General features: G+C 72.6%; 11 protein-coding genes. 8 read left to right on the top strand and 3 right to left on the bottom strand.

Translation table 11 applies throughout. The features are described 5' to 3' along the window. The first annotated feature begins 78 nt into the window (after positions 1 to 78). The 3 genes from IE264_RS09780 (at position 79) to IE264_RS09770 (ending at position 2,747) form a co-directional block, all read left to right on the top strand. Entirely contained in the window at positions 79 to 729 is a 651-nt protein-coding gene (locus IE264_RS09780; RefSeq protein WP_032756960.1) for a thioredoxin-like domain-containing protein, read from the top strand. A gap of 35 nt (positions 730 to 764) precedes the next feature. Further along, complete coding sequence (locus IE264_RS09775) at positions 765 to 1,382, top strand: DUF305 domain-containing protein (RefSeq protein WP_032757076.1); 618 nt, start codon at positions 765 to 767, stop codon at positions 1,380 to 1,382. A gap of 117 nt (positions 1,383 to 1,499) precedes the next feature. Then, the gene (locus IE264_RS09770) at positions 1,500 to 2,747 is read left to right on the top strand and encodes an ROK family protein (RefSeq protein ID WP_032756961.1); all 1,248 of its coding nucleotides are present in this window, start codon (positions 1,500 to 1,502) and stop codon (positions 2,745 to 2,747) included. Between the two features lie 43 nt (positions 2,748 to 2,790). Here IE264_RS09770 and xylA read toward each other — a convergent pair whose 3' ends face one another. Further along, complete coding sequence (xylA, locus tag IE264_RS09765; RefSeq protein WP_032756962.1) at positions 2,791 to 3,957, bottom strand: xylose isomerase; 1,167 nt, start codon at positions 3,955 to 3,957, stop codon at positions 2,791 to 2,793. Positions 3,958 to 4,202: 245 nt separating this feature from the next. On the opposite strand from xylA, the gene xylB reads away from it, so the two are divergent. The 4 genes from xylB (at position 4,203) to IE264_RS09745 (ending at position 9,532) form a co-directional block, all read left to right on the top strand. Then, the gene (gene xylB / locus IE264_RS09760; RefSeq protein ID WP_032756963.1) at positions 4,203 to 5,684 is read left to right on the top strand and encodes a xylulokinase; all 1,482 of its coding nucleotides are present in this window, start codon (positions 4,203 to 4,205) and stop codon (positions 5,682 to 5,684) included. Between the two features lie 70 nt (positions 5,685 to 5,754). Further along, on the top strand, positions 5,755 to 7,035 hold the full coding sequence (locus IE264_RS09755; RefSeq protein ID WP_032756964.1) for a VWA domain-containing protein: 1,281 nt from the start codon (positions 5,755 to 5,757) through the stop codon (positions 7,033 to 7,035). Continuing rightward, a complete protein-coding gene (locus IE264_RS09750; protein ID WP_106973100.1) occupies positions 7,035 to 7,871 on the top strand; it encodes a hypothetical protein in 837 nt (278 codons plus the stop codon). Before IE264_RS09755 ends, IE264_RS09750 begins: the two co-directional genes overlap by 1 nt. Positions 7,872 to 7,951: 80 nt before the next feature. Next, complete coding sequence (locus tag IE264_RS09745; RefSeq protein ID WP_032756965.1) at positions 7,952 to 9,532, top strand: aspartate:alanine exchanger family transporter; 1,581 nt, start codon at positions 7,952 to 7,954, stop codon at positions 9,530 to 9,532. Positions 9,533 to 9,578: 46 nt separating this feature from the next. Here IE264_RS09745 and IE264_RS09740 read toward each other — a convergent pair whose 3' ends face one another. After that, positions 9,579 to 10,307 carry a GNAT family N-acetyltransferase gene (locus IE264_RS09740; protein WP_032756966.1) on the bottom strand — a complete coding sequence of 243 codons (729 nt, stop codon included), beginning with the start codon at positions 10,305 to 10,307 and terminating at the stop codon, positions 9,579 to 9,581. 222 nt (positions 10,308 to 10,529) lie between these two features. Here IE264_RS09740 and IE264_RS09735 point away from each other — a divergent pair, with 222 nt between their 5' ends. Beyond that, positions 10,530 to 11,897 carry a cytochrome P450 gene (locus tag IE264_RS09735; protein WP_032756967.1) on the top strand — a complete coding sequence of 456 codons (1,368 nt, stop codon included), beginning with the start codon at positions 10,530 to 10,532 and terminating at the stop codon, positions 11,895 to 11,897. Positions 11,898 to 11,942: 45 nt separating this feature from the next. Here the strand turns inward: IE264_RS09735 and IE264_RS09730 are convergent, their stop codons facing one another. Further along, on the bottom strand, positions 11,943 to 12,917 hold the full coding sequence (locus IE264_RS09730) for an ABC transporter substrate-binding protein (protein WP_032756968.1): 975 nt from the start codon (positions 12,915 to 12,917) through the stop codon (positions 11,943 to 11,945).

Below are 12,917 nucleotides of genomic sequence, written 5' to 3'. Positions count from 1 at the left end.
CCCGTGTGCCCTGTTTTCCCTTGCTTTCCTGCACGACCGTCTGCATCCCCCGCATCCGCTGAACGACGAGGACCTTCCATGGCTTCCGCCAAGAACCAGAACTCCCCCGCCAACGCACGTCGCGCCAAGCTCGAAGAGGCCCGCCGCAAGGAGCGCGCCCGTGAGCGCCGGGTCCGCATCATCACCATCAGCGCGTCGGTCGCCGTGGTCGCCGCGCTGGTCGCCGGGGGCGGCTACCTGATGTCCCAGGCGAACGAGAAGGAGGAGAAGGAGCAGCAGGCCAAGACCTCCCCCGTCACCGGTGAGCGCAGCTGGGACGACCTGGGCCGGGAGCACGTGGCCCAGAAGGTCGACTACCCGATGAACCCGCCCGTCGGCGGCGACCACAACCAGGTCTGGATGAACTGCAACGCGGACGTCTACACGGCCGAGATACCGAAGGAGAACGCCGTCCACTCCCTGGAGCACGGCGCGGTCTGGATCACGTACAACGACAAGGCCCCGGAGGCGGACGTCAAGGCCCTCACGGAGAAGGTCAAGTCCACCCCGTACTCCTTCATCAGCCCCGTCAAGGACCAGAAGGAACCGCTGATGCTCAGCGCCTGGGGCAAGCAGGTCACGGTCAAGAACGCCACCGACGACCGGGTCGCGCAGTTCATGACCAAGTACATCCAGGGCCCGCAGACCCCTGAGCCCGGTGCCGCCTGCACCGGCGGACTCGACAAGTGACCTCCGTGACGAGTCCGTTCTCCTCCACCCGCCGGATGGTGCTCGCGGGCGCCGCCGTGCTGCTGCTGGCGGTGGGCCTGGTGGTGCTGATGGTGGGGCCGCCGTCCGCGGCGTCCCCCTCCGCGAAGGCGGCGCTGTCCGCTCCGGCGGAGGAGTCCGCGGATGCGGGGTTCGCCCGGGACATGGCGATCCACCATCAGCAGGCGGTGGAGATGTCGTTCATCGTGCGCGACCGCACCGATGACGAGGACGTTCGGCGCCTGGCGTACGACATCATCAACACCCAGGCCAACCAGCGCGGCATGATGCTGGGCTGGCTGGAGATGTGGGGCCTGCCCAAGAGTTCGGCGAAGCCGCCGATGGCGTGGATGGGACACGCCGTCGAGCCGGCCGGCGACGGTTCGCTGATGCCGGGCATGGCCACCGATGCCGAGCTGGCGGCGCTGGAGGCCGCCGAGGGCAAGGCGGCCGAGGTGCTCTTCCTGCGGCTGATGACCGTGCACCACCGCGCCGGTGTGGACATGGCGCGGGCCGGGGCCGAAGCCGCCGGGACGGATGTCATCCGCAATCTGGCGAAGGGCATGGTCAGCGGCCAGCAGTCCGAGATCGGACTGATGGCGGACATGCTGAAGGCCCGGGGCGCGAAGCCCTGAGCACGGGTGGCCCCTTCCGCCGGGACCTTTCCGGAACCGGAGGATTCCCGGAACCGGAAGGGGCCGCCTCCGCCGTGCTGACCACGGCGTCCGCCATCGCATAGGCTCGGCGACGATATGAAGAGCATCCTCACTCCGCTGGGGCCCAAGGCCGACAAGGACACCGTGCGACGGCACAATCTGAGCCTGGTACTGCGAGCCGTGCGGGACGAGGGCGAGAGCGGGGAGGCGACCCGCGCCGGGGTGGCCGCCCGGGTCGGACTGACCCGCGCCGCGGTCTCCTCGCTGGTCGAGCAGCTCATGGACAGCGGGTTCCTCACCGAGTCGGGCAAGACGTTCAGCGGGCAGGCCGGGCGCCCCGGCACCGCGCTCAAGGTGGCCCGCACCGGCCCCGCCGGCCTCGGCGTGGAGATCAACATCGATTACGTCTCCGTCTGCGTCGTCGACCTGGCGGGTACCGGCCGGGTCCGGCAGACCGAGCACCTGGACAACCGGGGCGCACCCGCCGGGGAGGTCCTCGCCCGCGCGGCCGCGATCGCCGCGCGGACCCTGGACTCGGCGCGCGAGCAGGAGCTGCGCCCGGTGGGCGCCGCGCTGGCGCTGCCCGGACTGGTCTCCGGCGGAGCGGTGCGGCAGGCGCCCAACCTCGGCTGGAACGAGGTCCCGGCGCAGGATCTGTTCGCCGACGCGCTCGCCGCGCTCCGCCCCGGGCAGGGGGTGCTGCCGGTCGCCTCGGAGAACGAGGCCAATCTCGCGGCGCTGGCCGAGCTGTGGTTCGGCGGCCTCGGTGACGTACGCAGCTTCCTGTATCTGACCGGTGAGATCGGGGTCGGCGGGGCGCTCGTGCTGGGCGGCGAACTGCTGCGCGGTGCGCACGGGTTCGCCGGGGAGATCGGGCATGTGGTGGTGGACCCGGAGGGGCCGGAGTGCCGGTGCGGGTCCCGGGGCTGCCTGGAGCAGTACGCCGGGCAGACCGCGCTCCTGCGGGCGGCCGGGATCGAGGGCGCCGGGGGCGGCGCCGGAGTACTGGAACTGGAGCGGCGCGCCCGGGCCGGGGACCGGCGTGCGGTGGCGGCGATCGCCGACGCGGGCCGGATGCTGGGCAGGGTGGTGTCGGGGGCGGTGAACCTGGTCGACCCGGACGCGGTGGTGCTCGGCGGGATCTACCGGGGCCTGATGCCGTGGCTGTCGCCGCCCGCCGACGAGGAGCTGACCGGCCGGGTGGTGTCGGGGCTCTGGTCCCCGGGCAGCGGCCGGCTCCGCGCGTCGTCGGTGGCGGGGGACGCGGCGCGGGGCGCGGCGGCGCTGGTGGTGCAGGACGTGCTGGACGACCCGGTGGCGTACGCGGAGCCGTCCGGGGGGTGAGCCGGGGAGCGGGACGGCCTGCCCCCACGGCTCACCGGCCGGGTCAGCGCACCGCGAGCAGGTGGTCCATGGCCAGCTGGTCCAGGGCCTCGAAGGCCATCCCGCGCTCGGCGGCGGCGTCCACGTCGAACTCCTCGTACGCCGTGCGGTCGGCGAGCAGTCCCGCGAGGCCGTCCCCGGCGGTGGGGCGTGCCAGTTCGTCCAGGCGGGAGGCCCGGAGCGCCGCCCGCACCTCGGGGTCGGCGCGGAAGGCCGCTGCGCGCTCCTTGAGGATCAGGTAGTTGCGCATACAGCCGGCCGCCGAGGCCCAGACGCCGTCGTAGTCCTCGGTGCGCGGGGGCTTGAAGTCGAAGTGGCGCGGGCCCTCGTAGCCGCTCTCCAGCAGGTCGACAAGCCAGAACGCCTGGCGCAGGTCGCCCGCGCCGAAGCGGAGGTCCTGGTCGTACTTGATGCCGGACTGGCCGTTGAGGTCGATGTGGAAGAGCTTGTCCGCCCACATCGCCTGGGCGATGCCGTGCGGGAAGTTGAGCCCGGCCATCTGCTCGTGCCCGGTCTCCGGGTTCACGCCGACCAGTTCGGGGCGCTCCAGCCGCTCGATGAAGGCGAGTGCGTGGCCGATGGTGGGCAGCAGGATGTCGCCGCGCGGCTCGTTCGGCTTGGGCTCGATGGCGAAGCGGAGGTCGTAACCCTGCTCGGTGACGTACTCCCCCAGCAGGTCGAAGGCCTCCTTCATCCGGTGCAGGGCGAGGCGTACGTCCTTGGCCCCGCCGGACTCCGCCCCCTCGCGGCCGCCCCAGGCGACGAAGGTGGTGGCGCCGAGTTCGACGGCGAGGTCGATGTTGCGCAGGGTCTTGCGGAGCGCGTAACGGCGTACGTCCCGGTCGTTGGCGGTGAACCCGCCGTCCTTGAAGACCGGGTGGGTGAAGAGGTTCGTCGTCACCATGGGGACGACGAGACCGCTGGCGTCGACCGCCTGCCGGAACCGCTTGACGACGGCCTCGCGCTCGGTGTCGGTCGAGCCGAAGGGGATCAGGTCGTCGTCGTGGAAGGTCACGCCCCAGGCGCCCAGCTCGGCGAGCCGCTGTACGGACTCGACGGGGTCGATGGCCGCGCGCGTGGCGTCGCCGAAGGGGTCCCGGCCCTGCCAGCCCACGGTCCACAGGCCGAAGCTGAACTTGTCCTCGGGGGTGGGGGTGAAGCGTTCCGTCATCGTCGTCCGACCGCCTTCGCCTGCCGTCGGGAGCCGGGGCCACAGGCCCGGCACCCCTATTTGTTCAGTGTCATGACTAATCATGCACACGGTCCCCGTCCGGCGTAACCCCCTGGTCGGTGGCGAGTCCGCCGGAGGCCTGTTCCCCGGGCCGTGGATCACGTAATTTGTTCGCGGTACAGCCGAATGAGCCCCACCCGCCGCAAGAGCATGAGCCCCACTCCGCCAGCCGAAAGAGGCCGCCCATGTCGTCCCGTACCGTCGTCATCGGCGTGGACAGCTCCACCCAGTCCACCAAGGCCGCCGTGATCGACGCCGTGACCGGCGAACAGCTCGCCGTGGGGCGCGCCCCGCACGTCGTCACCGGGGAGGGCGGCGCCCGGGAGAGCGACCCGGAGGTCTGGTGGCGGGCGCTGGGCGACGCGGTGGCGGCCGGACTGAAGGAGTCGGGGCTGCCCGCCCGCTCGGTCACCGGGATCGCGGTGGCCGGACAGCAGCACGGGCTCGTCGTGCTGGACCGTACGGGCCGTCCGCTGCGGCCCGCCCTGCTGTGGAACGACACCCGATCCGCCCCGCAGGCCGCCGCCCTCACCGCCGGGCTCGGCGGGCCCGACGCCTGGACCGCGCGGACCGGTTCCGTGCCGGTCGCCTCGATCACCGCCTCCAAGTGGCAGTGGCTGCGCGAGAACGACCCCGACGCGGCGAAGGCCGCCGTGGGGGTACGGCTGCCGCACGACTTCCTCACCGAGCGGCTCGCGGGCGTCGCCGCGACCGACCCCGGGGACGCCTCCGGCACCGGCTGGTACGCCACCGCCACCGGCGCCTACGACCCCGTACTGCTGGACCTGCTCGGCCTGGACCCGGCACTCCTCCCCGAGGTCGCGCCCACCGGGGCGGCCAGGATCGGCTCGCTCACCGACGCGGCGGCCGAGGCGCTGGGGCTGCCGCCCGGCATCGCGGTCGCGGCGGGGACCGGGGACAACATGAGCGCTGCCGTGGGCCTCGGTCTCGGCGGCGCCGGGCTGCTGGACCACCCGGTCCTCTCCCTCGGCACCTCGGGCGTCGTCTTCGCCGCCTCCCTCACCCGCTCCACCGACTCCGCGCTCTCCGGGTTCGCCGCCGCCGACGGTACGTACCTCCCCCTGGCCTGCACCCTCAACTGCACCCTCGCCGTGGACAAGGTCGCCTCCCTGCTCGGCCTGCACCGCGAGGACACGGCCCCCGGCGGCGAAGCCGTACTCCTCCCGTACCTCGACGGCGAACGCACCCCCGACCTGCCCACCGCGTCGGGGCTCCTCACCGGCCTGCGCCACGACACCACCCCGCAGCAACTGCTCGGCGCCGCCTACGAGGGCGCGGCCGTCACCGTCCTGCGGGCGCTGGACACGCTTCTACGGGCCTGCGGCCTGGACCCCGACGCCCCCGAGGTCGCCTCCCGCCCGCTGCGGCTGATCGGCGGCGGGGCGCAGGGGCGCGGCTGGGTGGAGACGGTCCGCCGGCTCTCCGGACGCCCGCTCGTCATCCCGGCGGGCGGCGAGCTGGTCGCCCTCGGGGCGGCCGCGCTCGCCGCGTCCGCCGCGGGCGGCGGGGACCCCGTGGCCCTGGCGACCTCCTGGGGTGCGGGCACAACGGGCAGTCAACTCGACGCCCAGGAGCGGGACATGGAGACCTGGCAGCGGGTCGCCTCGGTGCTGGACCGCGCCTCGGAACCGCTGCTCGGAGGCTGACGGATGAGCCGGAGACGGCCGTTGGCGGCCCCGGTTGGGAATACGAACTGATTTTCCATAAGATCCGGCGATGATCACAAGAAATCGGCTGACGGCCGGGGTGTGCATAGCGCTGGCCACCCTGGCCGCCGGGCTCGGCTCCGTGCTCCCCGCAGCCGCCGACGAACCACCGGCCACCCCCGCCCCCAAGGTCGAGCTGGTCCTCGATGTCAGCGGCTCCATGCGCACCCGCGACATCGACGGCCAGTCCCGGATGAACGCCGCCAAGCAGGCGTTCAACGACGTCCTGGACGCGGTGCCCGAAGAGGTCCACCTCGGCATCCGCACGCTCGGCGCCGACTACCCGGGCGACGACCGCAAGGTCGGCTGCAAGGACACCAAGCAGCTCTACCCGGTCGGCCCGCTGGACCGCACCGAGGCCAAGACCGCCGTCGCCACCCTCGCCCCCACCGGCTGGACCCCGATCGGCCCGGCGCTGCTCGGCGCGGCCGACGACCTCGAAGGCGGCGAGGCCACCCGCCGGATCGTCCTCATCACGGACGGCGAGGACACCTGCGGTCCGCTCGACCCGTGCGAGGTGGCCCGCGAGATCGCCGCGCGCGGCACCCATCTGGTCATCGACACCCTCGGTCTGGTGCCCAACGCCAAGATCCGCCAGCAGCTCACCTGCATCGCCGAGGCCACCGGCGGCACGTACACGGCCGTCCAGCACAAGGACGAACTCTCCCGCCGTGTCACGCAGTTGGTGGACCGGGCGGCCGAGCCGGTCATCACCCCGGTGGCGACCGAGGGAGCGGGCAGCTGCTCCGCCGCGCCCAAGCTGGAGCCGGGCCTCTACACCGACCGCGAGAAGATCGGCGAACACCGCTGGTACCGGGTCGATGTGCTGCCCGGTCAGGAGTTGCGCGCCTCGGTGAGCGTGGCGGCGGACCGCGCCGTCGACAACGACTACGGCGTACTGCTGCGCGCGGTGACGGTCCACGGGCGCGAGATCGTCCGGGGCTCGGAGTCCGGCACCGGACGTACGGATGTGATCTCCTCCGGCCTGCGCTACCCGAGCCCCGAGATCGAGGACGGCGACGACGGCAGCGGCAAGCCCGCCGCCGAGACCGTCTGCCTCCAGCTCTCCAACGCCTTCTCCGCGCCCGCATCCGTGAAGCGGACCCCCGGACTGCCGGTCGAGCTGACCGTGGACCTCGTGGACGGACCTGACCAGGCGTCCGACGTGGCGGCCTTCGGGCTCGGCCGCGGCTGGTGGCTGCTCGGCGTCCTCGTCCTCACCGGACTGGTCGCGGGTCTGCTGACCGGCTGGATCACGCGCTGGCGCATCGCCGTATGGAGGACCAACTGATGGTGACGACGACATCCCGCCGCACCCGTGGCGCGCGGCGCGCGTTCGCCGGGGCGCTCCTCGCCGGGCTGACCCTGTTCACCTCGGCGGGCGCGGCCGTGGCCGACGACCCGTCGGCGAGCGCGAGCCCCGGCGACGAGGGCTCGGGCCCCACCGAGGCCGGCACCACCTTCCGCACGGCGACCGCGCTCCAGCAGGGGCAGGCTGGCACCGCGCAGGCATCGGCGGGCGACTACCTGTACTGGGTGTTCCCCGCCGACACCGGCCAGCGCCCCACCGTCAAGGCGACGGTGAAGCTGCCGGAGGGCGAGGCGAAGCGTTCGGCCTCCACCTGGCAGATCGACGTGTACGACGGGCTGCGCCGCCGCCAGGCGTGCCAGTACGGGCACCAGACCAGGAAGGCGGCACCCGACGCCTCGGCGGTCGAGCTCTCCTGTGTGCTGCGCACCGTACGGTCCTGGTCCGAGCCGTGGGCGAACGACCCGCTGCCGGGCAGCTACTACGTGCGGCTGACGGTGGTGAACCTCCCGGCCGACGACCTCGGGCTGCCGTTCGAGGCCGAGGTGCGGGCCGACTCGGTGGACCAGGGCGGCGCCCACCACGTGGACGGCGCGCTCGCCGAGCCGCTGGTACCGGGCATCTCGGTGACCGGTGCGTCGGGAACCTCCCAGGCCCGCGCCGCCGGTGAGCCGGAGGACGGCTGGGCGTCGGGCTGGTGGACGACCCGCTGGCTGTGGACGGTCGGCGGCGGTGTGCTCGCCGCGCTCGCGGCCGTGTTCGGCTACTCGCTGACGCGGGGCCGGGGCCGCCCGGCGCACGTGCCGCACGGAGTCTGACGGGCCTACGGCCGGGTGGCAGCCTCCCCGCCCCTCGAAGATCCTGGACGGGATCGCTTCGAGACGGGGAGGCAGCGCCGGTGTGGCAGTTCTTCGCGGACAACCCGTGGGTGACCGTGTTCGCGGTGATCGCGCTCGGCTCGCTGCTCGGCCTGGTGCGCTTCGGCCCGGTACGGCTGGGGGCGGCCGGTGTCCTGTTCGTCGGCCTCTTCGTGGGGGCGCTGGACGAGGACATCGCCGCCGCCGTACCCGCCGGGGTCTCGGCGCTGGGCCTGGCCCTGTACGTGTACACGGTCGGCCTGGAGTCGGGCCCCTCGTTCTTCCGTGAACTGCGCGGCCAGCTCCCGGTGATGGCGGGGGCGGTGGTGGCCCTGGTCGTCACGGCCGTGGTGGTCGGCCTGGTCGGATACTACGGGTTCGGTATCAGCGGCCCGTTCCTCGCGGGCGGCTACGCGGGCATCGGGACGACGACCCCGGGGCTCGCCGCCGCCCAGGACGCCTCCGCCGACCCGACGCAGCCCGCTGTCGGGTACGCCATCGGCTACCCGCTCGCCGTCGTCATCACGATCATGTTCGTCTCGGCGGTCGCGGCCCGCCGCACCTGGACCGCCCGCCGCGACCCCGACTCGGGCCTCCCCTCCACCCTCATCACCCGTACGGTCGAGGTGGCCCGGGAAACCCGCTGGGCCGACGTCCCCGGAGTGACCGCGCACCGGGTACTGGCCAGCGAGTACCGCCCCGCCGACGGCGTCACCCGGGTCGCCCGGGAGCTGGACCGCCTCTCCCCCGGCGACCAGGTCGTCCTGGTCGGCGGCGAGAACGACGTACGGGCGGCGACGGAGGCGCTCGGGTCCCTCGCCCCGCGCCACCTGCTGGACGACCGCAGCGCGGTGGACTACCGGCGGGTCCTGCTCACCAACCCCGACCTGGCCGGGCACACGGTCGCCGAACTGGGGCTCGGCGAGAAGTACGGGGCCGTGGTCAGCCGGGTCCGGCGCGGTGACTTCGACATGCTCGCCCACGACGGTCTGCTGCTCCAGCTCGACGACCGGGTACGGGTGGTGATGCCGCGCGAGCGGACGAGCGAGGTCACCACGTACCTGGGCGACACCGAGGCGAAGGTCAGTGAGGTGAGCGCGGTCAGCCTGGGCGTCGGCCTCGCCCTGGGCTTTCTGATCGGCATCCCCTCCCTCACCCTCGGCTCCACCACGCTGGCGCTGGGCATGGGCGCGGGGCCGCTGGTGATGGGCATGATCCTGGGCTGGCGCCGCCGCACAGGCCCCCTGGTGTGGACGCTGCCGACCCGGGCCAACCTGACCCTGCGCCAGATCGGCCTGCTGCTCTTCCTCGCCGTGGTGGGCCTCACCTCCGGCTACTCGTTCCGCGAGAACGCCTTCTCGCTCTTCGGGCTGAAGCTGGTGGCCGTGCTGGCGATCGGCGCGGTGGTCAGCTACTCCCTGCTGGTGCTGGTCGCCAAGGGGCTCGGCCAGAGCCGGGAGCGGACGATGGGGCTGCTGTCGGGCTATGTCGGCAACCCGGCGATCGTGGCGTACGCCAACAGCCGGGCGAGCGACAGCCGGATCAACAACGGCTACTCGACGCTGTTCGCCCTGGCCATCCTGGTCAAGATCGTCTGCATCCAGCTGATCGTGGGACTGTGAGCCCGTGCCGGTCCGGACCGGTCGGGCGTGCCCTGTCGGACCGCGTTCAGACCAGCCGTACGCTCAGCTGAGCACCCAGCTCCCGGTAGCCCAGTGCCGCCGCCACCCGGCGGGAGGCGGCCGGACGGGCCCGCCACTGCGGGAGCAGGCCGGCGGCGAGGGCGTGTGCGGTGGCCTCCGAGGCCACCTGCCGGGCGAACCCCCGGCCCCGTGCCCCCGGTGCGGTCAGCACGCAGAGGTGGGCGGTGTCGCGCGGCCAGTGGGCGTAGCCGGCGGCGGCGAGGACTCCCGCGCCGCCGTCCCGTACGACGAAGACCGGTGAGGTGATCTCCTCCAGCCCGCTCTCGCCCGCCTCCTCCTCGCCCGCCTCCTCCGACAGCGCCCGCAGCACCGCGTGACCGGGGGTCAGGCGTCCGGTCGGGGTGCCGGTGGCCCTGGGTGGGCGGAGGGCGTTGGGGGCCAGGTAGGCCAGCACCGCCGGGCCGAGGGTGTCGGCCACCGGGAGCAGTCCGGTGACCGTCGCGGGGTCGGTGAGCCGGTCGGTGGGGAGGCCGGCCAGGGCGGTCGTCACGGAGTCGGCGGCCCGGGTGGTGGGGGCGGTGATCAGGGCCGTGTCCCCGATGGTCACCACGCCCACCCAGGACGGCGGTGCCAGGGACGAGGCCGGGGAGACGAGGACCGCCGGGCGGCCGGGGGTTCCGAAGACGGCGTCCGGTGCGGCTGCCTGTTCCTGCCACAGCGCGCGGGCGCGGCCCGCCGGCGAGTCGATCGACATGACGGGATTGTCACATGCGGCGGAAATTCTGCCGCCGCACCCTGTTCGAATCCGAAGGCCGGTACGGCTACGCTCGACAACTCGCGTACTCCGCACGGCTGATGGCGGATTCCGGCCACGCCGGTCCGACGCCCTGGCGGAGTGCCGTCCTCATCACGTTCGATGAGGTTCGAACGATTGCGCGCCACCCCGTGGCGCACCCCAGGGAGCGGAGTCCTTTCGATGTCCACGCAGACCGGCCCGGAGCTCGACACCCCGTCTCGCGGCCATGCGCTCGTACCGGGCCCCAGGGGGCTGCCGCTGCTCGGGAACCTGCCGCAGTTCGGGAAGAACCCCCTCGCCTTCTTCGAACTCCTGCGGGGGCACGGGGACATGGTGCGCTGGCGGTTCGGGCGCAACCGGTGCGTGTTCATCTCCGACCCGGAGTGCATAGGCGAGCTGCTCACCGAGACGGAGCGCACCTTCGACCAGCCCCGGCTCGGCGTCGCGTTCCGGGCGGTGATGGGCAACGGGATCATCGTGGCGCGGGGCCGGGACTGGCGGCGCAAACGTTCGCTGGTGCAGCCCTCGGTGCGGCCCAAGCAGGTCAAGTCGTACGCGGCCACCATGGCGAGCTCCGCGGTGGAGCTGGCCGACGCCTGGTCGGACGGTGAACGGGTCGACGTCAAGAAGGAGATGGCCGCGCTGACGCAGAAGATCGCGGTGCGCACCATCTTCGGCGTGGACACCCCCGCGGACTCGGAGGCGATGGGCCGGGCGATGGATGTGGCCCAGCTGGAGATCGGCAAGGAGTTCGCGGGGATCGGGGCGCTGCTGCCCGACTGGGTGCCGACTCCGGGCCGGGCGCGGATCAGGAAGGCCGCCGCCGTCATCGACTCCGAGGTGGGGCGGGTGGTGGCCCGGCACCGCGACGGCGAGACCGAACGACCCGATCTGCTCAGCCGGTTGCTCACCGCGGTCGACGAGAGCGGTGAGCGGCTCAGCGACGAGGAGATCCGCGACGAGACGGTCACCCTGTACATCGGCGGCCATGAGACGACGAGTTCGACCCTGGTGTGGGCCTGGTACCTGCTCGCGCGGAACCCCCGGGTGCGGGCCGCGCTCGCCGAGGAGCTGGACCGGGTGCTCGGCGACCGGGAGCCCGGTTTCGAGGACTACGCCCAACTCACGTACACCCAGGCGGTGGTGAAGGAGACCCTGCGCCTGTACCCGACGATCTGGCTGATCACGGGGGTGGCGAAGGAGGGGGCCCGGCTCGGCGGTCTGCCGATCCCCGAGGGGACCCGGGTGTGGAGCAGCCAGTGGTCCACGCACCGCGACGCGCGGTGGTTCCCCGAGCCGGAGGAGTTCCGCCCGGAGCGCTGGGACGCTACGAACGGCGACGAGATCGCGGAGTACGCGTGGTTCCCGTTCGGCGGCGGGCCCCGGGTCTGCCTGGGGACCCGGTTCGCGATGGTCGAGTCCGTGCTGATCCTGGCCGTGCTGGCCCGGCGCTTCGAGCTGGACGTCGAGCCGGGCGTCGTCGAGCCCGTACCGAGCCTGACGCTTCAGCCGGACCGGGATGTGCTGGCTACCGTGCGGGCACGGTAGCCGGGAAGCGGGCGCCGCCCTTCGCGCAGGGCGGCGTCCGGTCCTTCAGCCCTTGTCCAGCCACTTCTTCCAGACGTCCGGGTGGCGGTCGATCCAGCGCTTGGCCGCCTCCTCCGGTGTGAGCCGCTGCTGGGCGATCATCTCGGAGACCTCGTTCTGGTCCTTCTCCGACCACTGGAACTTCTTCAGGAACGAGGCCGCGTCCCCGCCGCGCTCCACGAAGTCGGCGTTGAGGAACTTCTGCAACGGCGTCGTCGGGTAGGCGCAGTCGATGTCCGCGGGGTCCTTGGCCGCGCACTCGTCGGTGTACTCCGGGAGCTTCACCTCGACCATCGGCACCTCGTTGAACAGCCACTGCGGCTGGTACCAGTAGCTCAGGAAGGGCTTCTTCTCCTTGGCGAACTGCTGGATCTGGGTGATCTGGGCCGCCTCGGAGCCGGCGAAGACCACCTTGTAGTCCAGGTCCAGGTTCTTCACCAGGGCCACGTCGTTGGTGACGTAGGAGGGCGAGCCGTCCATGAGCTGGCCCTTGCCGCCGCTCTCGGCGGTCTTCAGCTCGTCCGCGTACTTGTTCAGGTTCTTCCAGTCGGTGACGTCGGGGTGCTTGTCGGCCCAGTACTTCGGGACGTACCAGCCGATGTGGCCGGTGACCCCGAGGTCGCCGCCGCGGACGATGGTCTTCTTCTCGTCGACGTACAGCTTCTCCTGGTCGGGGTGGCCCCAGTCCTCCAGGATCGCGTCGACACGGCCCTGGCTGAGGGCGTCCCAGGCGGGGACCTCGTCGGTCTGCACGAGGTCGACGCGGTAGCCGAGCTTCTCCTTGAGGAGCTGCTCGGCGACGGCGACGTTCGCCTGGGCTCCGACCCAGGACTGGACGGAGAGGGTGACCGTCTTGACCCCGGCGGGGGCGGCGAACGGGGAGGACTGCTTGGTCATGTCGGCGGCGCCGCAGCCTGCCGTGGTGAGCAGGGCGGTGGCCGAGGCGAGCGCCACGAGCAGGCGGGTGCGGGAGCGGTTCAT

Source organism: Streptomyces microflavus (assembly GCF_014650075.1).
Lineage (GTDB): Bacteria > Actinomycetota > Actinomycetes > Streptomycetales > Streptomycetaceae > Streptomyces > Streptomyces microflavus.
The sequence above is the reverse complement of the archived record's forward strand: the minus strand, read 5'-3'. Positions and strand labels throughout refer to the sequence as shown.